Raw genomic sequence first — 21,528 nt, forward strand, 5'->3', positions numbered from 1 at the left:
TTACCGCTGGCAAGGCTATCCGATTTCCGACGCCGCGCCCCCCGATGTGCCTCCCTGTAGCGGGAAGCTGGCGATCCCGCGCCAGATCAGCGCAGCTACGAGCGCTTCGGCTTCAGCTTTAGGCGTACGCCGGCCGTTCGCCAGCCAGAACTGAGCGGACTGCCCGGCCGCGCCGACCAGGCCCGAAGCGAGCAGTTCGGCCTGGTCGCCGCTGAGGTTGGTGTCCGAGATGATCGTGTCGGTGACGGCCGCGATGCAGCCCTGCTCGACCCGCTCGACGCGCTGGCGCACCTGGGCGTCGTTGCGCAGATCGGACTCGAAGACGAGACGGAACGCCTCGCTCTCGTGGTCCATGAAGTCGAAGTACGCCCGGACGGCGCCCTTGACCCGCTCCTTGTTGTCGGAGGTGGCGAGCATCGCGTCGCGAACCTTGGCGATTATCGCGTCGCAGTGCGTGTCCAGCAGCGCCAGATAGAGCTCCAGCTTGCCGGGGAAGTGCTGGTAGAGGACGGGCTTGGAGACGCCGGCCTTCTCCGCGATGTCGTCCATCGCGGCCGCGTGGTAGCCGTGCGCCACGAAGACCTGCTGGGCGGCGGCCAGCAGCTGCTTGCGGCGCGCGGAGCGCGGCAGCCGGGTCGGCCGTGCCGTCTGGGCTCCGCCGGATGCAGCGGTCATATCTGTCGAACCTCCAGGGGGAGCCTGCTCGGATTGCCCGGATCGGCGTGTGATGCTGTCGTCGGGCAATTGTCGCGCCGCTGCAACTTATCGCCACTGCAACCACACGGTAGCCTCAGCGGGGGCGGAGCGAGGAGCGCGCGGTGGATGAATCAGGGCATTCCGGAGACACCGGAGCCGCGGAGGGCGGCGACGGTGGTGAGTCGCGTGAGCGCACCAGGGTGAACGGCTGGGCGACCTCCGACAGCCCCTGGTCCTACCAGGGCCCCGGCGCCGAACCGGAGTCCGAGGTGCCGGCGTGGCGCCGTCCCGGGGCCGAGAGCCGAGCCTTCCCGCGTAATCCGGCATTTCCCTCATCTGCCGTACCCGCCTCGAGCGCGCCCGCGCCGTCTCCCGCGCCCGCTCCGCCGGGCTTCGTCGACGCCGGCCGGACCGGTGCGATTCCCCCGTCCGTGTCACCCGAGTCGCCCGCCCCGCGCTGGGACAACCGCCCGCGCTACAGCGACCTGATGTCCCACCTGGCCCCGTCCTCCGGCGTGAGTGCCCCCGAGCCCGAGACCCGCCCGCAAAGCCTGTCCAGCTCGCCGCCGCCCGTCGCGCAGACCAGCGCGCCGGCCCACCCCGGCATGACCACCGGCGAGATCCGCGAGCCCGGGCTGCGTACCGGCGACCCGCTCCGGTCGCTGCGCCGCTTCGACGTGCCGACACCCAACAGCGCACCCCCTTACCCGTACGAGGGGGACCTCGACGAGACGCCGGACGCGCCGCCCCCGCCGCCGATCACCCGGCAGCGCTCCGCCGTCCCGATGGTCCGCCCGGCCGCGCCCGACGCCCGGCGGCCGGAGTGGGAGGGCGGCGAGCCCGCGCGGCACGCCCTGAACACCCCGGCGCAGGGCCTTCCCCGCGTCGAGCGGGTCACGCCCCGCCCCGAGGCCGCCGCCGAGGAGCCCGAGCCGTCCCGGCCGGCGTACGACCCGTCGAGCTTCCCGCGCCGCCTGTCCTACGAGTCGCCCACCCCGGCGCCCTACGAGCCGCCCGCCTACGAACCGCCCTTCGCCGGGTTCGGCACGCGTTCCGGCGAGACCGATTCGCGGGGGCTGCCCCAGCGCGTACCGGCCCAGCCGGACGTGCCTCAAGTTCCGGAGCCGCCATTGGTGGAGCCCACCGCCGAGACGCCCGCGCTGGCGCGGATCGCGACCCATCTGCGCCGAGGTGACGTGTTGCCCGCCGAGGAACGCCAGGAGGGTTTCGACGTGCGAGCCATCCTCGCCGCGGTCCGTGAGGTCGAGGGGGTGCGTGACGCCTCGCTGCGCTCCACCGAGGCCGGCGCGCACAGCCTGCGCCTCGACCTGGCCGAGGGCGCCGACCCGGCCGAGGTCAGCCGCCAGGTCGCCCGCCTGCTCCAGGACCGCATGGGCCTGGACGCGGCGATGCAGGGCGAGGGCCAGCCCACCCCGCCGAGGGCCGACAGCCCGGCGCCCGCGCCGGTCTCGCCGTCCGCGCTGCTGCCCCGCGCCCGCCCGCAGGTGCCCTCGGCCTCGCACGCGCCCACGACCTCACAGGCCCCCGCCGCCTCCGCCCTGAGTTCTCCCACTTCAGCCTCTCCCACCTCGGCCGCTCCGACGCCGGTCTCACCGGCCCGGGCCTCCACCGCTCCGACGTCACCCGCGCCCCCGTCTCGCGACTCCACCGCCCCCACGTCTCCCGCGTGGTCGTCCACAGCCCCGGCGCCTTCCGAGCGCGCCTCCGCGGCGCCGACGTCTCCGGCCTGGTCCTCCGCCGCCCCGACGTCGCCCGGCCGCGCTCCCACCACCCCGGCGTCAACCGACGCGGCCCCGACGTCTCCGGCCTGGTCCTCCGCCGAGCCGTCAGCTGCCGCCCGGGCTTCCGCCGAGTCGGCGTCACCCGGCCGCGCCTCGGCCGAGCCGGCGTCTTCCGCTCGTGCCTTCCCCGCGTCGGGATCGACGCCGCCGGCGGCCCGGGCGGAGCCGCGGACACCTTCCCCGGCGCCCGTTTCCGCGCCGCCGGACGCGCCGGCGCGCGACAACACGGGGACGCGGCCGGCGGCGCCCGCCCGTCCCGTCGAGGCGGAATCCCGCCGGTCCGAGCTTCCGGCGCAGCACGCCCGGTCGGAGAGCTCCGAGACGCTGGAGGACGCCGAGGTCGTGCCCAGCGGCGCCGAGTGCGGACCGCCCCGCCCGCTCTACCCTGGTGAGCACCCCGGCCCCCGCGTCGTCATCGAGAACGTCCAGGTCAACACGTTCGGCGCGGACGCCACGGTCGAGGTCAAGCTGGCCGTCGGCTCGCGGGCCGCGTCCGGTGTGGCCACCGGCCCGGCCGTGGACGGCTACCTGCTGCGGCTGTGCGCGATGGCGACCGCCGGCGCGGTCGACGAGTTGCTGTCCGCCTCCGATCATCCGGAGGGCCCGGCCCGGTGCTTCGTCGAGCACGCCGCCGCCGTCCCGTTCGGGGCCTCGCAGGTCGCCGTCGTCGTGCTGCTGCTCTCGTGCGGCGGCTGGGTCGAGCAGCTCGCCGGCTCGGCCGTGGTGACCAGCGACGACCGGCACGCCATGGTCCGGGCCACTCTGGCCGCGGTCAACCGCCGGCTTGAGGCACTCTTGACCCGATGAGAGGCGCGATCCTGGCCCCCGACAGCGCACTGCTGCCGGAGGGCGAAGCACCAGCTCCCTGGCCCGCCCGCCGGGTCACCATCGGCGGCGCGATGCTGCACGTCCGGGACACCCCGGGCACCGGCCCCGCCGCCGAACCGGCCGTCTACGTGCACGGCCTCGGCGGTTCGTCACAGAACTTCACCGACGTCGCCGGCCTGCTCGCCGATCGCTTCGACGCCCAGGCCGTCGACCTGCCCGGTTTCGGCTACAGCGATCCGAGCCCGCGCTATTCGATCCCGGCGTTCGCCGCGACGCTGATCGGCTACCTCGAGCACGACGGCCGCGGCCCGGTCCACCTGGTCGGCAACTCGCTCGGCGGGTCCATCGCCGTCCGGGTGGCCGCATTGCGGCCCGACCTCGTCCGCACCCTCACTTTGATCTCGCCCGCGATGCCGTTCCTCGACCCCCGCCGTACGGCGCAAGGACCGGTTCTGCCCTTGCTCGCCCTGCCCCGGGCCGATCGCTTGCTGGCCTGGGGCATGGCCCGGCTGACCGCCGAGGAGATGGCCGAGCAGGTGCTGGCGGCCTGCTTCGGCGACACCAGCAAGGTCACGCCGCAGCGCCGGGCCGAGGCGATGGAGGAGATCAAGCTCCGCTACACCGTGGCCCACTACCCCAAGGCGTACCTCGGGACGCTGCGCGGTCTGGTCTCGAGCTTCCTGCGGGCGTACCTGCCGGGGGAGAACTCGCAGTGGCGCCTCGCCGCCCGGGTCCAGGCGCCGACGCTGGTGATCGGTGGCCTGAACGACAAGCTGGTCGACGCCCGGGTGCCGGTGCAGGTCGCCCGCACGATCCCGGACGCCCGCCTGCTGATCCTGCCCGGCGTCGGCCACGTGGCCCAGATGGAGGTGCCGCGTCTGGTGGCCCGCGCGGTCGTGGGCATGCTCGACGACGTCGGCGCCCCGGTCGCCGGTTAGCGAAACGAATTACACAAGATCCATAGGGCGCGACAGCGTCCGCGCCGTGTGCGAGGCTGACGGACGATGATCCACGAAGCACCGACCACGCCAGGAGACCGTCCGCCGTCGCGTCCCGATGGGTGGCGACGCTGGTGGCTTGTGCTGTTTGCCCTGGTCATCGTGGTCGCCGCGGGTTTCGCGGTGGGCCGGCGCATCGAGCAGGGCAACCCGGCCTCGGCCGCCCCGTCCGTCTCCTCGGCGCCCACTCCGGCCACCTCGGCCTCATCGGCCCCGGGCATCTCGTCCGCGCCGGCGCCCGCCCTGTCGTCTTCGCCGGCGCCACTGGTCGAGGCGACCACCAAACCGGCGACAGCGGCGCCTCCGCCCACACACGGCCCGGGCGTTTTCACGTACGCCGCCACGCGCGGCCCGGTGATCGGCACGAAGGGGCCGCTGCGCCGGTTCAAGGTGGCGGTCGAGCGGGGCAGCGGCGAGAACGCCACCGCGTTCGCGGCCGCCGTCGCCGCGACGCTGGGTGACAAGCGCAGCTGGACCGGCACCGGTCAGCTGCGGCTCCAGCTCGTGCCCGGCGCCGACAAGGCCGATTTCACGGTCTTCCTGGCCACCCGCGACACGGCCGGCAAGATGTGCCTCCAGGGCGGCACCAACATCAAAGTCGGCGGCGTCCCGTACACGTCGTGCCGGACGACCGGCCGCGCGATCATCAACCTCGATCGCTGGCGGCTCTCGTCACCGCCGTACCTCAAAAGCAAGGTCTCTCTCGCCGTCTACCGGCAGTACGTCATCAACCACGAGGTCGGCCACGAGCTGGGACATCACCACCAGAACTGCCCCAAGGCGGGCGGACCGGCCCCGGTCATGGTGCAACAGACATTGACCTTGCGAGGGTGTACGGCGTACGCGTGGCCCACTCGCAACGGAAAACTCTTCACCGGGCCGGCCATCTAAAATTCCCGCATCCCGCATGTCGGGCCGGTGGTGATTGTCATGGCCGTCACCGTCCGGCACGAGCGACAATGGGTGCCGATCCTTACCGTCAACCCGGGGAGTTAACGTGGCACTGCCCCCGCTCGTCGAGCCGGCCGCAGAGCTGTCGATCGATGAGATCCGCCGCTACTCGCGGCACCTGATCATCCCGGATGTCGGGATGGACGGTCAGAAGCGGCTGAAGAACGCCAAGGTCCTGGTCGTCGGCGCGGGCGGTCTCGGCTCGCCGGCGCTGCTCTACCTGGCCGCCGCCGGCGTGGGCACGCTGGGCATCGTCGACTTCGACACGGTCGACGAGTCCAACCTCCAGCGTCAGGTCATCCACGGCGTCTCCGATGTGGGCCGGCCCAAGGCCGAGTCCGCCGCGGCGAGCATCGCGGAGATCAACCCGCTGGTGAACGTGGTCATCCACAACACCGCGCTCGACCGCGACAACGTCAAGGAGATCTTCAGTCAGTACGACCTGATCGTCGACGGCACCGACAACTTCGCGACGCGCTACATGGTCAACGACGCCGCGGTGCTGCTCGGCAAGCCGTACGTCTGGGGCTCGATCTATCGTTTCGACGGCCAGGCCTCGGTCTTCTGGGAGGAGCACGGTCCCTGCTACCGCTGCCTCTACCCGGAGCCCCCGCCGCCCGGCATGGTGCCGAGCTGCGCCGAGGGCGGCGTCCTCGGCGTGCTGTGCGCGTCGATCGGCTCGATCCAGGTCAACGAGGCCATCAAGCTGATCACCGGCATCGGTGAGCCGCTGGTCGGCCGGCTGATGGTCTACGACGCCCTCGAGATGGAGTACCGCAAGATCAAGGTCCGTAAGGACCCGAACTGCGCGCTCTGCGGGGACAACCCCACGGTCACCGACCTGCTCGAGGACTACGAGGACTTCTGCGGCGCCGTCTCCGACGAGGCCCAGGAAGCCACGCTCGACGCCACGATCACCGCCCGTGAGCTGAAGGACTGGCAGGACGCCGGCAAGGACGTGTTCCTGGTCGACGTGCGCGAGCCCGCCGAGTACGAGATCAACCGGATCCCGGGCTCGGTCCTGATCCCCAAGGGCGAGATCCTGTCCGGCGAGGCGCTGTCCCGCTTCCCGCAGGACCGGCAGATCGTGCTGCACTGCAAGTCGGGTGTGCGCTCGGCCGAGGCGCTGGCGGCGCTCAAGGCGGCCGGCTTCAAGGACGCCGTGCACGTGCAGGGCGGCATCGTGTCCTGGGTCAACACCGTCGACCCGTCACAGCCGTCGTACTGATCCATCGCACAGATGTCACGCTGGGGAGTCATCCATCGATTCCCCAGCGTGATTCTGTGTCAAGACGGCACAGCGAAATGCATCGCGTGGTTGTAGCGTCACCGGAGTGGTAGATATCGACGCCGCCATCGGGTACGTCGTGGCGCACGGGGACCCGGTGGAGCGGGCGCGGCTGTCCTACCTGCGTACCGGGCAGCGCCCCGAGCCGCAGGTGATCGAACGCATCGTCGCCGGCCAGACCGAGAGCGGCGGCTGGCCCGCGGCGGCCGACGCCGCGACCCCCTCGATCGACGCGACCGCCTTCCGCCTCAACGAGCTCGACGACCTCGGCGGCCTGCGCGGCGAGCCGGTCGACCGCGCGCTGGCCTGGCTGGCCACCGTGCAACGCCAGGACGGCACCTGGCAGGAGGACGAGTCGCTGGCCGGCGAGGCGCCGGCCTGGGCCATGCCCGGCGACCCCGAGGCCACCCTCTACCTCACCGCCCTCGCCGGTTTCTGGATGACCGTGGCCGAGTTCGAGGCCCACCCCCATCTCGAGGTGCCCGCCCGCTACGGGTCCGCGCTGGCTGCCGCGGCCCGGTGGGTCGTCGCCCAGCTGCGGCCGGACGGCACCTGGCCGTCCTTCCTGGCCGCCGGCTGGCACGCGGCCGGCCTGCTGCACGGCCAGCAGTTCTTCTACGAGTCGGCCCGGCTCCAGCTGGTCCTCGGCGACCGGCTGCCCGAGATGTCACCGGCCGACATCGCCTCGATGGTGGCCGCGCTGCGACGGCTCAACCTGGGCGACGACTGGCTGCTCCAGAGCGCCCGCAAGCGACTCGGCGACACGCAGCGCAACGACGGCGGCTGGGACAGCGCCGAGGGCCCGATCTTCGACGTGAACGCCACCCTGACCGTCCTGCGCGCCTTCCGCTGAGACGTCAAGGGCTGCAACCAAGCTGCACCCCAATGTGCCTGCTCGGCTACCGTCCCGCTACCCGACCGGCATCACTGTGCGTAATAACGGCGTATGGGCTGTCCCGGACAAGACCGGCATAGTGATGGCAGGCCCAGCACGGGCCGAGGCGAGGCGAAGATCCGCTGGGCGATGAAGATGGTCGCTCCAGTCCGGCGGGGAGTCAGTGGCGAAACCGGCGCCTCCTTCTTTCTCCGGAGGAACGCCACCATGCGTCAGTCTGTCAAGCGCGCCGTCATCGCCGGTGTGGCCGTCGTCGCCGTCGGCGGAGCCGCCACCGCCGCCTTCGCCGCCTGGAACGCCACCGGCTCCGGTGTCGCCGGCGCCAACGCCACCACGGCCCAGGAGCTCGAGGTCAGCGCGGCCAAGGTCACCGGCGGGCTGCTCTACCCGACCGGCACCGGCGACGCCGCCGTCACCATCAAGAACCCGAACAAGTACCCGGTGACGGTCAACCGGATCGAGTGGAAGCCCTCCGACGGCGTCCAGTCCGACCGCATGGACGTCTGCTACAACACCGGCGTCTACTTCGGCGACTTCAGCAAGGACGACAACGGCAGCGGCGGCGTGCTGTCCAACCTGGACCTGCACCTGAAGGGCGGCGAGACCCAGACGTTCCCGCTGGCCAAGGCCGTCCACATGACAAACGACTCGCAGAACGGCTGCCAGGGCGCCGCCTTCACCATCAAGGTCAAGGTGACCGGCCTCAGCGCCGCCAAGTGATCGCAAGCCGGCGGTGGGGCGGCGCCCCACCGCCGGCTGTCTTCGCCCGGAGGGCCCCCGATGAGATTGCCCCGATCCGTCCCTGCTGTGAGCTTGATAGCGGCAACGGTGTTCACGGCACCGACAGCGGCGCTGGCTGCCTGGGACACCAGCGCCGGCGGAGCGGCCACCGCGTGGGCGGCCGAGCTGCCGAGGGCGGCAGCCCCGACGGCGGCCGTGCGCGGCACCCAGGTGAAGGTGAGCTGGCCGGACACGACCGGGGTACCCGTCAGCGGCTATCGGGTGACACGCATCGATCAGTCGACAGAACACAGGGTCAGCGCGACCGGAAGCTGCGCCGGCCTGGTGACGACAAGCACTTGCACGGACAGTCACGTGCCGAACGGTCGATGGACGTACGAAATCGTCGCCGTCGCCGGCAACAGCTGGACGTCCGCCCCAGGCACGAGCACACCGGTTCAGGTCCTCAAAGACTCACCGACAGCCGACAAGCCGGCACCAACAGTCGTCTCCCCGACGCCGTCAGCTGTCTCCCCGACGCCGTCGGTCGTCTCTCCAGTGCCGTCGGCCGTCTCTCCGGCGCCGTCAGCTGCGTCGCCGGTGCCACCAGCGGCCTCCGTGCAGCCGTCGACGTCGCCCGAGCCGTCGACGTCGCCCGCACCGTCGAAGTCGCCCCAGCCGTCAGAGTCGCCCGAGCCGCCGAAGTCGCCCAAGCCCGGCGAATCCGCCTCGTCCCCGGCGAGTGCCACCGCCGAGGCGCCGGCGAAGCGCGCGAGCTCAGCATCCCCGTCGAGGGCCACCGGCCCAGCTGTGACCAGCTCCGCCGCCTGACGAGCAGCCGCCGCAAAACGGCCACCCACGGAGCCCGCCCTCCCAGGGGGAGCCCCCGCAGGTCAGTATCGCGGCTTTGGGCTTGATCGTGTCGGGAGCCTGTGGACAACCGGCGACTGTGGACAAGCGTTGTGGCGTGGCCGTTCTGTGCTAGCCGCGCGTGTGGCCGTTGCCCGTGACGATGTACTTCGTCGACGTGAGCTCGGGCAAGCCCATCGGCCCCCGGGCGTGCAGTTTCTGGGTGCTGATCCCGATTTCGGCGCCGAAGCCGAACTCGCTGCCGTCGGTGAAGCGGGTGGACGCGTTGATCATGACGGCGGCGGCGTCGACGCGGGCGGCGAAGCGGCGGGTGGCGGCCAGCGACTCGCTGATGATCGCCTCGGTGTGGCCGGTGCCGTAGCGGCGGATGTGGTCCAGCGCGTCGTCGAGCGAGTCGACGACCGCGACCGAGATGTCGGCCGAGAGGTATTCCGTTCCCCAGTCCTCCTCGGTGGCCGGCACGACACTGTCGTCGTAGGACGCCACCCGGGCGTCGCCGTGCACCGTCACCCCGGCGTCGGCCAGCTCGGCCAGGATCAGCGGCAGGAAACGGCCGGCGATCTCGCTGTGCACCAGCAGCGACTCCGCGGTGTTGCACACCGACAGGCGCTGGGTCTTCGAGTTCAGCGCCACGGCCAGCGCCTTTTCCAGGTCGGCCGCCTCATCGACGTACACATGGCAATTTCCCACGCCCGTCTCGATCACCGGCACCGTGGACTCCTCGACCACCGCCTTGATCAGCGAGGCGCCGCCGCGCGGGATCAGCACGTCGACCAGGCCGCGCGCCCGCATCAGCTCTTTCACCGAGTCGCGGGTCGTGGCGTCGAGCAGCTGGATCGTGTCGGCCGGCAGGCCGCTGTCGGCGACCGCCTCGCGCAGCACCGCGACGATCGCCGCGTTCGAGTTGAGCGCCGATCCGGAGCCGCGCAGCAGTACCGCGTTGCCCGATTTCAGGCAGATCCCGGCCGCGTCGGCGGTCACGTTCGGCCGGCCCTCGTAGACCATGCCGACCACGCCGAACGGCACTCGTACCTGGCGCAGCTCGAGGCCGTTGGCCAGGGTCGAGCCGCGCACCACGTCACCCACCGGGTCGGGCAGCGCCGCCAGTTCGCGCAGGCCGTCGGCCATCGCCGTGACCCGGGCGGGGTTCAGGGTCAGCCGGTCGATCATCGCGTCGGAGAGCGAGGCCGCGCGCCCGTTCCGTACGTCCACGTCGTTGGCGGCGACGATGTCGCCGGTGTTCTCCTCCAGGCGGTCCGCCATCAGCAGGAGGGCGCGGTCCTTCTCGGCCCGCGTCGCGGCGGCCAGGTCGATCGAGGCCACCCGCGCGTCGGCGGCCTGCTGCAAGACGGTGCTCATGGTGGCCCTCTCAGAGGAGTACGAGGTCGTCGCGGTGCACTACTTCACGTTCATAGCCTGGCCCGAGCGCCGCGGCCAACTCGGGGGTGGAGCGTCCCAGCAGCGCCGGCAGTTCGACGGCGTCGTAGTTGACCAGCCCGCGGGCGACGGGCGCGCCGGAGCCGGCGTCGACCAGGTCGACCGGGTCGCCGGCGGCGAACGAGCCGTCGACCGCCGTGATGCCGGCCGGCAGCAGTGATTTGCGGCGGGCCACCACCGCCGCCACCGCTCCGGGGTCGAGGTGGAGCCGTCCGCGCGGCGCGGTGGCGTGGGCCAGCCAGAAGAGCCGGGCCGCCGGCCGGTGCGCCGCCGCCCGGAACAGGGTGCCGATTTCTTCACCGGCCAGCACCGCGCCGGCGTGCGGCGCGGCCGTGAGCACGACCGGAATGCCGAAACCGGTGGCTATCCGGGCCGCTTCGACCTTGGTCACCATGCCGCCGGTGCCCACGCCGGACTTGCCGGGGACGGCGATGCTGATGCCCTCGAGGTCGGAGTCGTCGCCCACGTACGAGATCTTGCGGGATGAGGGGTCGGACGGGCTGCCCGTGTAGAGGGCATCCACATCGGAGAGCAGCACCAGCAGGTCGGCGTCGACCAGGGCGGCCACCAGGGCGGCGAGCCGGTCGTTGTCGCCGAAGCGGATCTCCTCGGTGGCGACCGTGTCGTTCTCGTTGACGATCGGCAGAGCGCCGAGGTCGAGCAGCTTACGCAGTGTCCGGTACGCGTTGCGGTAGTGCGCGCGCCGGGTCACGTCGTCGACGGTCAGCAGGATCTGCCCGACCGTCAGGCCGTGCCGGGCGAAGCCGGCCGCGTACCGTCCGATCAGCAGGCCCTGGCCGACCGAGGCCGCCGCCTGCTGGGTGGCGAGGTCGCGTGGTCGCCGGCTCAGCCGCAGCGGGGCGAGTCCCGCGGCGATCGCGCCGCTGGACACCAGCACCACCTCGCGCCCGCCGGTCGCCAGACCGCCGAGGGCGTCGACCAGCGCGTCGACGCGCTGCTCGTCGATTCCGCCCGAGGCCGTGGTCAGCGAGGACGAGCCCACTTTGACCACGATCCGGCGAGCTCCGGTCACTTCATCGCGCACCCGGCTAATTCTGCTCGGAGGGGCGCTCGGAACCTGGCCGAGATCCCATATCGTGGCCCGAGTGACACCGCAGGAGTACGTCGAAGAGGTGCTTTCACTCGTGGAGAGGATCCCCGAGGGCCGCGTGATGTCGTACGGCGCGGTCGCCGATGCCCTCGCCGAGCTCTCCGGGCGCAACTCGGCCCGCCAGGTCGGCAGCATCATGGCCCGGCACGGCGGTGGCGTCCCGTGGCATCGGGTGGTCACCAGCGCGGGCCGGATGCCGCCCGGCCACGAGCGTGAGGCCCGTCAGCGCCTGCTTTCCGAGGGTGTCCCCCTGAGGGGTGACCACGTGGACATGGCTCGCGCCAGCTGGCTTCCCCCGGTCAGGTGAGGCCGATGCGGTCGGCTTCGCCGCGCATCTGATATTCGAAGAAGCCCCGGCGGTCCTCGTCGACCGAGTTCGTGAGCTGTCCGAAGAGTTCGGCGCTGATCGCGCCGCCGAGGTGGATGAAGGCCGACATCGCGGCGGCGACCAGGCGGGCCGGCGCGCCGGGGGTGTACTGCTCGGCGACCCGGCCCAGCTCGTCGGCGTACCCGCCGGTGATCGGCTCGCGCTCGGCGACCCGGCCGGCCAGGTACGCGTCTCGCACGATGCCCGCGATCAGCAGGATCACCCTGGTGGCGGGGCCGATGGTGTCCTGCGGGGCCTGATAGCCGGGCACCGGGCTGCCGTAGATCAGGGCCCATTCGTGCGGGTTGGCCAGCGCCCAGTCCCGTACGGCGTGGGTCGCCCGGAGAAAGCGATCGAGGTCGCCGGTCCCTGTCGCGGCCGCGCGCTCGGCCCCTTCACCGACCGCGTTGTAGGCGTCGACGATGAGCGCCGTCAGTAGTTCGTCGCGGCTCGCGAAGTATCGGTAGACCGCTGACGAGGCCATGCCCATGTCCCGCGCGACCGCGCGCAGGGAGAGGTTGGCACCGTCGGTGACCAGGTGGCGTTTCGCCACCGCTTTGATCTCTTCGGTCATTTCGGCCCGTACGCGGGCCCGTACTCCGGAGGCGCTCATGTAGACCAGTGTGCCATAACGAGAGCAGTGCTCTTGCTTTTGCTCGGCGCTCGTGTCATGGTTGTTCCTGTCAGAGAGCACTGCTCGCAAAGGAGAACACCTCATGGCTTCGCATGTGATCGTCGGTTCCGGCCCGATCGGCTCCTCCGTCGCCCGCCTCCTCGCCGACCGCGGGGAGAGCGTCACGATGGTGACCCGCAGCGGCAGCGGCCCCTCGCACCCGCTGATCGAGCGGGTGGCGGCGGACGCCTCCGACGCCCGCCGGCTGACCGAGCTGACCGAGGGCGCGCAGGCGCTCTACAACTGCGCGAACCCGAAGTACACGGAGTGGCAGAAGCTCTGGTTCCCGATGAACGACGCGATGATCGCGGCCACCAAGGCCACCGACGCGGTCTACGTGATCACCGGAAACCTTTATGTGTACGGCCCGCAGCCCGGCGGCCACATGGACGAGAACACCCCGATGGCGGCAGTCGGGCGCAAGGGCAAGGTCCGCATCAAGATGTGGCAGGACGCCCTGGCCAGCGGCGTGCGCACGGTCGAGGTGCGCGGCTCCGACTACATCGGCGCGGGCGCGGTCGGCGTCTTCTCGGCGGTGCTGCTGCCCGCGATCGACAAGGGTGCCAAGTCGGCCTGGGTGCCGGGCGACCCGACCCTGCCGCACAGCTTCACCTACACCGGCGACATGGCCCGCACGATGGTCACGCTGGCCGCCGACTCACGCGCGTGGGGCCGCGCCTGGCACGCGCCGACCGCCCCCGCCATCAGCATCGGTGAGCTCGCCGACCGGTATTGCGCGCTGACCGGCAAGTCCCGCCTGACCTTGCACAAGATGCCGCGCTTCGTGATGCACACCGCCGGCCTGGTCCACCCGATGAGCCGCGAGCTGGCCGAGATGGACTACCAGTTCTACGCGCCCTTCCGCCTGGACAGCTCGCTGACCGAGCGCACGTTCGGCCTGACCGCGACCTCCCTCGACGTCGGCATCCGCGAGACCGCCGACGACGCCAAGTCCATCGCCACCCGCACGATGTGACGGCTCAGAGGAGCAGTCCGACGCCGCCGCGACGAGGATCGCCGGCGGCGCCGGCCTGACCGACAGCGGTCACGCCGCCGAAGTAGTGGTTCTTTTCCGGCCACTGCTGGATCTGGAAGCCCGCGCCGGCCAGCGCGGCCAGTTCGTCCCGGCGGCATCCCGGCTCGGCGTGCACGGTGTCGTCGACCACGTGGTACCGCGACCGCCCGATCGCCTCACCCATGTCCAATCCGTCGACCAGCACCCCGAGCAACGTGCTGATCAGCGCCGTCCGGATCCGCGAGGCCCCGGCCGAGCCGGCCGCGACCGCCAGCTCGCCCTCCGGATCGATCACCACGAGCGGGCACATGTTCGACGACATCCGCCGGCCCGGCGCCAGGTCGCTGGTGATCAGCTCACCCTCGCCCAGCATCGAGTTCAAGTTGATGCCCAGCCCGGGCAGCCAGACCCCCGATCCCAGACCGAGCGTCGTGGTGATGACGCAGGCGTTCCCCTCGGCGTCCACCACCGAGACGTTCGTGGTGTCGCCGATCTTCTGCCGCCCCTGGTCGCGCAGCGCCGTGGCCACCCCGACGGCCCGCTCCGGCTGGCTGAGGCCGTCCGGCAGACCGGCGATCGTGTCGACCGTCCGATTGAGATCGTGGCGGGCCCGCACCCGGTACCCGGCCAGCATCGCGTGGTCGACCGGCGTCTCCAGCACCCGGTAGTCGGCCAGGTCGCGCGGCCCGAGGCAGCCGTTGGCGGCGCGGACGGTGTCGACCAGCAGCTCCGCGTACTCGCCGGTGTAGAAGATTTCCGGCCCGGCCGCCGCCAGCTTCTCCATCGCCGTGCCGAGCCCCTCGTGGCGCAGCAGGTCACCGCCCTGCAAGCGCCGTCCGCCGGGCGTGTAGACGTCGGCGCCCTCGCCCCAGGCCAGCGCCGGCGCGCACGCGTCGAGCGTCTGGGCGTGCGCGGCCGGCACGGCCACGCCGCTGTACGCGATGGCCGTCGCGGGCGCCACCACGTCCGCCCACGGCAGGCGCCCCCAGCGCCGGTGCACCTCGCCGCACCCGGCCGGAACGCCCGGCACCGCGACGCTCGCCCCGCCGATCGAGTAGACCTGCGGCATCCCACCGAAGAACACGTCGACCGCGACCATCGGGCCGGCCTCGCGGTCGCCGTCGGTCCCCGGCACCGCGACGAAGAAGTCGAGGCAGGTGACCTCGCCGCTGGCCGCGTCGAAGTAGGTGGCGAACCCGCCTCCGCCCAGTCCGGTGTAGATGGTCTCGGCCGCGCAGCAGGCGAGAACGGCCGCGACCGCCGCGTCCGCCGCCGTGCCTCCCTCGCGCAGGATTCGTAGCCCGGCCTCCGCAGTCGCCGGATGGCTGGCGGCGACCCCGGCAGGAATCCTTTTCATTTCGCGAAGCGTAGAGCCAAGCGCATGATCATGGTTACCATCCGCATTCATGACGCCTGCGGGTCCCTCTCCCGACGTACGGCCGGTGCCCGCCCTGCCTCGTCGTGTCTTGGCCGGATATTCCGTGGGTTCGCTGGTGACCGGCGCTTTCGGCACCGTGCCGGGTTTGCTCCTCCTGCCCTATCTGACGGATACGTTAGGTGTGGCGGCTGGCGTGGCCGGCCTGCTCGTCCTGCTGCCGAAGGCATGGGACGTGCTGGTCAACCCGATCGCCGGCCGGATCTCGGACCGCAGCGGCGACCGCCGGCCGTTCCTGCTGGTCGCCGGGCTGCTCCTGGCCGTGCTTTTCGCGGCCATGTTCGCCGGCCCCTTCCGCGGCGGGGCCGCCGCCGGCGCCTACGTCGCCCTCGCCTTCCTGGTGACCGCCACCGCGTACGCCTTCTTCCAGGTGCCCTACGTCGCCATGCCGGCCGAGCTGACCGACGGTTACGGCGAGCGGACCCGGCTCATGACGTGGCGGGTCGCCGTCCTGGCGCTGGCCATCCTGATCTCCGGCGCGCTCGCTCCGCTGGTCGTGGAGCAGACGGGTGGTGGCCTGGTGGGCCATCGGTGGTCGGGCATCTTCGTCGGCCTCCTCATCGCCGTGGGAACGCTGGGCGTCTATTTCGGTACGCGCGGAGCCGCGACCCGCGCCGCGCCGGCGGCCGAGCCCGACCTGCGAACTCAGCTGCGCGTCGCCGTGGCCAACCGCCCCTTCCGCGCTCTGCTGCTCTGCTGGGTGATTCAGGCCGTCGGCATCGGCACGATGCTCGCCGGCGTGCAGTACTTCGCCGACCACGTCGTGGCCCGCGAGTCGGGCGCCACCTTCCTCTTCGCGGCCTTCGTCGGACCGGCGCTGCTGGTCATGCCACTGTGGACGCGCGCCGGCCGTCGATACGGCAAACTGCGGTCGCTGGTGGCCGGATCGCTGCTCTTCGCGGCGGGCGCCTTCGTGTTGCTGGCCGCACCCGCCCTGGCGCCCGTGCCGATCTATCTGATCGTCGCGATGATCGGCGTCGGTTACGCCGGACAGCAGGTCTTCGCGATGGCCATGCTGCCGGACTGCATCGCCCACGACACCGAGCGAACCGGCAAGCGGCAGGCCGGAGTCTTCACGGGCCTCTGGACGGCCGGTGAGACGCTGGGCCTCGCGCTGGGGCCGGGGCTGTTCGCATTGGTCCTCCAACTGTTCGGATATGTCTCGTCGTCGACGGGCGAGGCCGCCACCCAGGACGACACCGCCCGGCTGGGCGTGCTGCTCGGTTTCACAGTGGTGCCGGCCGTGCTGGTCGCGGCCGCGGTCCCGCTATTACGCGCCTATCGGGACATCGCGCGGTAGCTACTTTGGTAGGGGTCCGGCCAATCCTTTGGTCGCTTATCGCCGCGTGGATCGTGGACTAGCGTCAGCGGCATGTTCGAGGCACTGCCCGGCAAGGGCGTCCCAGGTGACCAGATCCTCGCCGAGCTCCAGCAGCTGCGGGCGGCCGATCTGCCGACACACGGTGGCCGCCTGTTCGCCTATGTCTACGACCCGGCGCTGGACGGCCTCGACGAGCTGGCCCGCGCGGCCTATGCGATCTCCGCGCACGTCAACGGCCTCGACCCCACGGCGTTCCCCTCGCTGCTCGCCATGGAAAACGCTCTGGTCGGCGCCGCGGCCGGGTTGCTCGGCGGCGACGAGCGCACGGTCGGCAGTGTCACCAGCGGCGGCACCGAGTCGCTGATCCTCGCGGTCAAGGCGGCCCGTGACTCCCGTCCCGAGCTGGCGACCCCGCGCCTGGTGATCCCGTCCACCGCCCACGCCGCGTTTGCCAAGGCGGCGCACTATCTGCGTGTCGCCCTCGACGTGGTCCCGGTCGGCGGCGACCTGCGAGCCGACCCGGCCGCCCTCGCGGCGGCCATCGGCCCCGACACCGTGCTGGTCGCGGCCTCAGCGCCGTCGTACGCCCACGGCGTCGTCGACCCGATCCCGCCGATCGCCGCCCTCTGCGCCGAGCGCGGCGTCCGCTTCCACGTCGACGCGTGCTTCGGCGGCTGGGTCCTGCCCTACCTGCGCCGCCTCGGCGCCGACCTGCCGCCCTTCGACCTTTCGGTGCCCGGCGTCACCAGCATCTCGGTCGACCTGCACAAATACGCCTACGCGCCCAAGGGCGTCTCGATCCTGCTCCACCGCGACGAGGCCTTGCGCCTCCCGCAGTACTTCGCGTACGCGGGCTGGCCCGGCTACACGATGATCAACCCGATCATCTCGTCCACCCGCTCCGGCGGCCCGATCGCCGCCGCCCTGGCCACCCTCCGCCACATCGGCGACGCCGGCTATCTGGATCTGGCCGCGCGGACCCGCGAGTCCGTGACCGTCCTGGCCGACGCGGTGACGGCCACCCCCGGTCTCCGCCTCTTCGCTCCACCGGAGACCAGCGTCGTCTGCCTGACAGCCGAGGGCAAAGGCGCCGAGGAGGGTGAGGGCGCCGTCGATGTCTTCGTCCTCGCCGACGAGCTCGCCGCGCGCGGATGGCACACCCAACCGCAGATGGCGTACGCCGACCTCCCGCCCACGATTCACCTGACCGTGACCGCCTCCGTTCACGCGACGGCCCCCGACTTCGCCACCGACCTGGCCGACGCCGTGGCCGCGGCCCGGGCCGCCGGTCCCGTCGCCCTGCCCGCCCCGCTGCTCGAGGCCGCCGGCGCGCTGACACCGGAGCAGGTCACCCCCGAGCTCATCGCCGGCCTGGCCGAGACCATGGGCCTGGGCGGCGGCGACTTCACCAAGATGGCCGCCGTCAACTCCTTGCTCAACGTGGCTCCGCCCGCGTTGCGCGAGGCGCTGCTGACCGGCTTCCTGAGCCTGCTCCAGCGTCCCGCCGTGCGGCAGGGGTAGGTTGAGCCTGTGTCCGGTCTGCCAGGAGTCCTCGGGGAGCCCATCAAGTTCGTGTTGAACTGGGGGCGGCGCTACTCGCTCTGGGTGTTCAACTTCGGGCTCGCCTGCTGTGCGATCGAGTTCATCGCCTCCAGCATGAGCCGGCACGACTTCATGCGGATGGGCGTCATCCCGTTCGCGCACGGGCCCCGGCAAGCCGACCTCATGGTGGTCTCGGGCACGGTCACCGACAAGATGGCGCCGGCGATCAAGCGGCTCTACGACCAGATGCCCGAGCCGAAGTACGTGATCTCGTTCGGGTCCTGCGCCAACTGCGGTGGGCCGTACTGGGACTCGTACTCGGTGACCAAGGGCGTCGACCAGATCATTCCGGTCGACGTCTACGTGCCCGGCTGCCCGCCGCGGCCCGAGGCGCTGCTGCACGGCATTCTGCGGCTGCAAGAGAAGATCGCGGCCGAGCAGGCCGGGCCCGGCGGGGTGTCCCGGCCCGATCCGCTGGCGGCCAAGCGGGACGTCGCGTCACTCAGCGCTCCGATCGTGACCCCGCAGGGTGCAAGTGGGGACTAGTCTCCGCAGGTATGACTGAGCAGCGCGCGGACTTCATCATCGAGGTCCTGACCAGGGAATTCGGTGGGTTGATAGCTGTCGATCCGGCCGCTTTCCGCCGCAAGTTCCGGAAGATGGCGGCTTCGCCTTTCGCCTTCTATCGCGGCAGCGCTTCGCTGTTCTACGCCGACCTGTCGGCCGGCTATGCCGACGACAGCTTCCTCGACGAGCACACCAGCCGCGTCTGGATTCACGGCGACCTGCACGCCGAGAACTTCGGCACGTACATGAACTCGTCCGGGCAGCTCGTCTTCAACGTCAACGACTTCGACGAGGCGTACGTCGGGCCCTTCTCCTGGGATCTGAAGCGCTTCGCGGCCAGTGTGGCGCTCATCGGATATCAGAAGGCGCTCTCCGACGACAACATCACCACCCTGGTCACCACGTTCGCCCGCTCCTACCTGACCGAGCTGCGGGCCATCGCGACCGGCGGCGACGACGCGATCGGGTCGATCACCCTGGACAACGCGGACGGCGTGCTCCGCCGGGTGCTCCAGGAGGCACGCCTCAACACGCGCGTCGACCTGCTCAACGGGCAGACCGTCATCGACGATTATGAGCGCCGGTTCGCGCTGCTCGACGGCGTCTACGAGACCGACGAGGCCACCGACGCCATGGTCCAGGCCGCCTTCGAGCAGTACCTGACCACGTTGCCGCAGGCCACCCGGCCGGTGGCCACCCACATCAAGGACATCAAGCTGCGCAAGGGCGTCGGCATCGGATCGGCCGGGCTGCCCAGCTACAACCTGCTGCTCGAAGGGCACACCCAGGCCCTCGAGAACGACGTGATCATCTACATGAAGCAGGCGCAGGTGCCGGCCGTCGCCCGCTGGATCGACGACGAGCGGGTCCGCGCGTACTTCCGGCATCAGGGGCACCGCACCGCCGAGTCGCAGCACGCCCTGCAGGCACACGCCGATCCGTGGGTCGGCTACACCACCCTGGACGGTGTCGGCCAGCTCGTGGCCGAGGTCTCGCCGTACGCGGCCGACCTCGACTGGGCCGACGTGAACGAGCCCGAGGAGCTCACCGGCGTCCTGTCCGACCTGGGCCGGGCCGTCGCCCGCATGCACTCGGTGGCCGACGACGAGTCCAGCCACGACCTCGTCGACTTCTCCACCGAGGAGGCCATCGTGGCCGAGATCGACAAGGATGAGGCCGGTTTCGTCCGGCATCTGGTCGAGTTCGCCCATCGCTACGGCGACCAGGCCCGCGAGGACCACCAGGACTTCGTCGACGTGTTCCGCAACGGCCGGCTCCCCGGACTCTGACGCCGGAGCCCCTAGGATGACGCCATGACGCCTGACGAGGTCGGCGAGCGCCTGGTCGCGCTCCTGACGGACGACTCGCCGGACGCGCCTCCGGGCGAGATCGTCGCCGGTCTCTCCGGTGGCGGCCCCGGCCACGAGCGGGCCGTCGTCGACGTGCCGGTCGCGCGGTGGTGGGAGACGGTCGGCACGGCCAAGCACAACGGCGCCCTCGGCTGCGACTTCTTCGACTGGCTGTCGGCCGTCGACGAGGGCGCCGACGGGTTCCGCGTCGTCGCCCACCTCTACTCGACCCGCCGCCGGCACGCGCTGCTGCTCCGGACGCTCGTGCCGCGCGATGAGCCGGTCATCGAGTCGGTGACCGAGCTGTTCGCCGGCGCCGACTGGCACGAGCGGGAGACGCACGAGATGTTCGGCGTCACCTTCGCCCGCCACCCCGACATGCGGCCTCTGCTGCTGCCGCCCGGCTTCGAGGGTCACCCGCTGCGCAAGGAGTTCGTGCTGGCCTCCCGCGTCGCCAAGGCCTGGCCGGGCGCCAAAGAGCCGGGCGAGTCCGAGGCCGGTACGGCCAAGCGCGCCCCCATGCGGCCGCCGGGCGTGCCCGCGCCCCACGAGTGGGGACCCCAAGCCTGATGCCGCTGTGGCTCGATCTCACGATCAGGGTGCTGGCCGTCGTGGTCGGCTTCCTGGTGCTGCCGCTGGTCGTCGGCCAGGCCGAGCACAAGGTGATGGCCCACATGCAGGGCCGCCTCGGCCCGATGTACGCCGGTGGCTACCACGGCTGGGCGCAGCTGGTCGCCGACGGCGTGAAGTTCGTCCAGAAGGAGGACATCACTCCCGGCGACGCGGACCGGCGGGTCTTCCGCCTGGCGCCCCTGGTCGCCCTGTTCCCGTACCTGCTGGTCCTGCTCGTCATCCCGCTCGGACCGGACGGCCTCGTCGCGCAGGCCCTGGACGTGGGTCTGTTCTTCGTCCTGGCCGTGCTGGGCGTGGGCGTGGTCGCCGTGCTGATGTCGGCGTGGGCTTCGGCGAACAAATACAGCCTGCTCGGCGGCCTGCGCGGCGCCGCCCAGCTGCTCGGCTACGAGCTTCCCCTGGTGCTGGCGGCGGCCAGCGTCGCCATGGCGGCCGGCACGCTGAGCCTGCCCGGCATCGTCGAGGCGTGGCGCCCCTGGTGGCTGCTCTGGCAGGCCCCGGCCGCGCTCGTCTTCTTCATCGCCGGCCTGGCCGAGATCCGCCGCCCACCCTTCGACATGCCGATCGCCGACTCGGAGCTGGTCTTCGGCTACATGACCGAGTACACGGGCCTGCGCTTCGCGTTCTTCCTGCTTGCGGAGTACGTAGGCATCGTCGTGATCGCCGCTCTGACCACAGTCCTGTTCCTGGGCGGCTGGCACGGCCCCTTCGCCGACCACCTCGGCTGGCTCTGGACCCTGACCAAGATCTTCGCCGTCTCGTTCGTCATCATCTGGCTGCGCGTCAGCTACCCCCGCCTGCGCGAGGACCAGCTCCAACGCCTCTGCTGGCTGGTCCTGGTCCCCGTCTCCCTGGCCCAGCTAGTCCTGACCGCCACGGTCAAGGTGCTTACCTGACTCAGAGGTAGCGGGGAGTGAGCCGCTTGAGTGGCACCCGGGACTGTAAAACGAACGGTGTAACTCCTGATCAAGGAGACGCACCTGATGACCGTCATGACGGATGCCGTGGATACTTCCGCGGTGGCGAAGAA

The 21,528-nt window shown here is 71.3% G+C and carries 20 protein-coding genes; 14 read left to right on the forward strand and 6 right to left on the reverse strand.

Annotated features, from left to right (window positions below):
- Positions 1-15: 15 nt before the first annotated feature.
- Positions 16-675, reverse strand: coding sequence for a TetR/AcrR family transcriptional regulator (locus ACGFJ7_RS43250; protein ID WP_360245774.1), 660 nt, complete (start codon positions 673-675; stop codon positions 16-18).
- A gap of 143 nt (positions 676-818) precedes the next feature.
- Between ACGFJ7_RS43250 and ACGFJ7_RS43255 the strand changes: the two genes are divergently transcribed.
- The 6 genes from ACGFJ7_RS43255 to ACGFJ7_RS43280 all read left to right on the forward strand — a co-directional run bounded on the left by ACGFJ7_RS43255 (position 819) and on the right by ACGFJ7_RS43280 (position 8,178).
- Positions 819-3,305, forward strand: coding sequence for a hypothetical protein (locus tag ACGFJ7_RS43255; protein WP_392648006.1), 2,487 nt, complete (start codon positions 819-821; stop codon positions 3,303-3,305).
- Positions 3,302-4,264, forward strand: a complete 963-nt coding sequence (locus tag ACGFJ7_RS43260) for an alpha/beta hydrolase (RefSeq protein ID WP_392648009.1) — start codon at positions 3,302-3,304, stop codon at positions 4,262-4,264. The genes ACGFJ7_RS43255 and ACGFJ7_RS43260 overlap by 4 nt, the downstream gene beginning before the upstream one ends.
- Positions 4,265-4,405: 141 nt before the next feature.
- The gene (locus ACGFJ7_RS43265) at positions 4,406-5,215 is read left to right on the forward strand and encodes a DUF3152 domain-containing protein (RefSeq protein WP_392648011.1); all 810 of its coding nucleotides are present in this window, start codon (positions 4,406-4,408) and stop codon (positions 5,213-5,215) included.
- Between the two features lie 106 nt (positions 5,216-5,321).
- Complete coding sequence (gene moeZ / locus ACGFJ7_RS43270) at positions 5,322-6,503, forward strand: adenylyltransferase/sulfurtransferase MoeZ (RefSeq protein ID WP_360245762.1); 1,182 nt, start codon at positions 5,322-5,324, stop codon at positions 6,501-6,503.
- A gap of 106 nt (positions 6,504-6,609) precedes the next feature.
- The gene (locus ACGFJ7_RS43275; protein ID WP_360245759.1) at positions 6,610-7,416 is read left to right on the forward strand and encodes a prenyltransferase/squalene oxidase repeat-containing protein; all 807 of its coding nucleotides are present in this window, start codon (positions 6,610-6,612) and stop codon (positions 7,414-7,416) included.
- A gap of 249 nt (positions 7,417-7,665) precedes the next feature.
- Positions 7,666-8,178, forward strand: a complete 513-nt coding sequence (locus tag ACGFJ7_RS43280) for a hypothetical protein (protein WP_360245756.1) — start codon at positions 7,666-7,668, stop codon at positions 8,176-8,178.
- 458 nt (positions 8,179-8,636) lie between these two features.
- Here the strand turns inward: ACGFJ7_RS43280 and ACGFJ7_RS43285 are convergent, their stop codons facing one another.
- The 3 genes from ACGFJ7_RS43285 to proB all read right to left on the reverse strand — a co-directional run bounded on the left by ACGFJ7_RS43285 (position 8,637) and on the right by proB (position 11,530).
- A complete protein-coding gene (locus ACGFJ7_RS43285) occupies positions 8,637-8,978 on the reverse strand; it encodes a hypothetical protein (protein ID WP_392648016.1) in 342 nt (113 codons plus the stop codon).
- A gap of 181 nt (positions 8,979-9,159) precedes the next feature.
- A complete protein-coding gene (locus ACGFJ7_RS43290; RefSeq protein ID WP_360245750.1) occupies positions 9,160-10,407 on the reverse strand; it encodes a glutamate-5-semialdehyde dehydrogenase in 1,248 nt (415 codons plus the stop codon).
- Positions 10,408-10,417: 10 nt separating this feature from the next.
- On the reverse strand, positions 10,418-11,530 hold the full coding sequence (gene proB, locus ACGFJ7_RS43295; protein ID WP_360245747.1) for a glutamate 5-kinase: 1,113 nt from the start codon (positions 11,528-11,530) through the stop codon (positions 10,418-10,420).
- A 61-nt stretch (positions 11,531-11,591) separates the two neighbouring features.
- Here proB and ACGFJ7_RS43300 point away from each other — a divergent pair, with 61 nt between their 5' ends.
- Positions 11,592-11,903, forward strand: a complete 312-nt coding sequence (locus ACGFJ7_RS43300) for an MGMT family protein (protein ID WP_360245744.1) — start codon at positions 11,592-11,594, stop codon at positions 11,901-11,903.
- Here the strand turns inward: ACGFJ7_RS43300 and ACGFJ7_RS43305 are convergent.
- Positions 11,896-12,576 (reverse strand): TetR/AcrR family transcriptional regulator, encoded by a 681-nt coding sequence (locus ACGFJ7_RS43305; RefSeq protein ID WP_392648020.1) that lies wholly within the window; start codon positions 12,574-12,576, stop codon positions 11,896-11,898. The genes ACGFJ7_RS43300 and ACGFJ7_RS43305 overlap by 8 nt on opposite strands.
- Before the next feature lie 103 nt (positions 12,577-12,679).
- Here ACGFJ7_RS43305 and ACGFJ7_RS43310 point away from each other — a divergent pair, with 103 nt between their 5' ends.
- Positions 12,680-13,612 carry an NAD-dependent epimerase/dehydratase family protein gene (locus ACGFJ7_RS43310; RefSeq protein ID WP_360245738.1) on the forward strand — a complete coding sequence of 311 codons (933 nt, stop codon included), beginning with the start codon at positions 12,680-12,682 and terminating at the stop codon, positions 13,610-13,612.
- A gap of 4 nt (positions 13,613-13,616) precedes the next feature.
- Here ACGFJ7_RS43310 and ACGFJ7_RS43315 read toward each other — a convergent pair whose 3' ends face one another.
- Entirely contained in the window at positions 13,617-15,008 is a 1,392-nt protein-coding gene (locus tag ACGFJ7_RS43315) for a gamma-glutamyltransferase (protein ID WP_360245735.1), read from the reverse strand.
- A 49-nt stretch (positions 15,009-15,057) separates the two neighbouring features.
- On the opposite strand from ACGFJ7_RS43315, the gene ACGFJ7_RS43320 reads away from it, so the two are divergent.
- The 6 genes from ACGFJ7_RS43320 (at position 15,058) to ACGFJ7_RS43345 (ending at position 21,394) form a co-directional block, all read left to right on the forward strand.
- Positions 15,058-16,386, forward strand: coding sequence for an MFS transporter (locus ACGFJ7_RS43320; protein WP_392648023.1), 1,329 nt, complete (start codon positions 15,058-15,060; stop codon positions 16,384-16,386).
- Between the two features lie 72 nt (positions 16,387-16,458).
- A complete protein-coding gene (locus ACGFJ7_RS43325; RefSeq protein ID WP_360245729.1) occupies positions 16,459-17,928 on the forward strand; it encodes an aminotransferase class V-fold PLP-dependent enzyme in 1,470 nt (489 codons plus the stop codon).
- 9 nt (positions 17,929-17,937) lie between these two features.
- The gene (locus tag ACGFJ7_RS43330; RefSeq protein ID WP_360245726.1) at positions 17,938-18,495 is read left to right on the forward strand and encodes an NADH-quinone oxidoreductase subunit B family protein; all 558 of its coding nucleotides are present in this window, start codon (positions 17,938-17,940) and stop codon (positions 18,493-18,495) included.
- 11 nt (positions 18,496-18,506) lie between these two features.
- Positions 18,507-19,805 carry a DUF2252 domain-containing protein gene (locus ACGFJ7_RS43335; RefSeq protein WP_392648027.1) on the forward strand — a complete coding sequence of 433 codons (1,299 nt, stop codon included), beginning with the start codon at positions 18,507-18,509 and terminating at the stop codon, positions 19,803-19,805.
- A 24-nt stretch (positions 19,806-19,829) separates the two neighbouring features.
- Positions 19,830-20,435: an NADH-quinone oxidoreductase subunit C gene (locus tag ACGFJ7_RS43340; protein WP_360245720.1), complete on the forward strand. Its 606-nt coding sequence runs from the start codon at positions 19,830-19,832 to the stop codon at positions 20,433-20,435.
- Positions 20,435-21,394 carry a complex I subunit 1 family protein gene (locus ACGFJ7_RS43345; RefSeq protein ID WP_360245717.1) on the forward strand — a complete coding sequence of 320 codons (960 nt, stop codon included), beginning with the start codon at positions 20,435-20,437 and terminating at the stop codon, positions 21,392-21,394. Before ACGFJ7_RS43340 ends, ACGFJ7_RS43345 begins: the two co-directional genes overlap by 1 nt.
- Positions 21,395-21,528 lie beyond the last annotated feature (134 nt).

Origin of the sequence: Actinoplanes sp. NPDC048988, assembly GCF_043197815.1 — a bacterium.
Lineage (GTDB): Bacteria > Actinomycetota > Actinomycetes > Mycobacteriales > Micromonosporaceae > Actinoplanes.

Coding starts and splice junctions, on each gene's coding strand:
- ACGFJ7_RS43280 (WP_360245756.1), top strand. CDS start 7,666: ATGCGTCAGTCTGTCAAGCGCGCCGTCATCGCCGGTGTGGCCGTCGTC.
- ACGFJ7_RS43320 (WP_392648023.1), top strand. CDS start 15,058: ATGACGCCTGCGGGTCCCTCTCCCGACGTACGGCCGGTGCCCGCCCTG.
- ACGFJ7_RS43250 (WP_360245774.1), bottom strand. CDS start 675: ATGACCGCTGCATCCGGCGGAGCCCAGACGGCACGGCCGACCCGGCTG.
- ACGFJ7_RS43315 (WP_360245735.1), bottom strand. CDS start 15,008: ATGAAAAGGATTCCTGCCGGGGTCGCCGCCAGCCATCCGGCGACTGCG.
- ACGFJ7_RS43290 (WP_360245750.1), bottom strand. CDS start 10,407: ATGAGCACCGTCTTGCAGCAGGCCGCCGACGCGCGGGTGGCCTCGATC.
- ACGFJ7_RS43260 (WP_392648009.1), top strand. CDS start 3,302: ATGAGAGGCGCGATCCTGGCCCCCGACAGCGCACTGCTGCCGGAGGGC.
- ACGFJ7_RS43305 (WP_392648020.1), bottom strand. CDS start 12,576: ATGAGCGCCTCCGGAGTACGGGCCCGCGTACGGGCCGAAATGACCGAA.
- ACGFJ7_RS43340 (WP_360245720.1), top strand. CDS start 19,830: ATGACGCCTGACGAGGTCGGCGAGCGCCTGGTCGCGCTCCTGACGGAC.
- ACGFJ7_RS43325 (WP_360245729.1), top strand. CDS start 16,459: ATGTTCGAGGCACTGCCCGGCAAGGGCGTCCCAGGTGACCAGATCCTC.
- ACGFJ7_RS43310 (WP_360245738.1), top strand. CDS start 12,680: ATGGCTTCGCATGTGATCGTCGGTTCCGGCCCGATCGGCTCCTCCGTC.
- ACGFJ7_RS43335 (WP_392648027.1), top strand. CDS start 18,507: ATGACTGAGCAGCGCGCGGACTTCATCATCGAGGTCCTGACCAGGGAA.
- ACGFJ7_RS43345 (WP_360245717.1), top strand. CDS start 20,435: ATGCCGCTGTGGCTCGATCTCACGATCAGGGTGCTGGCCGTCGTGGTC.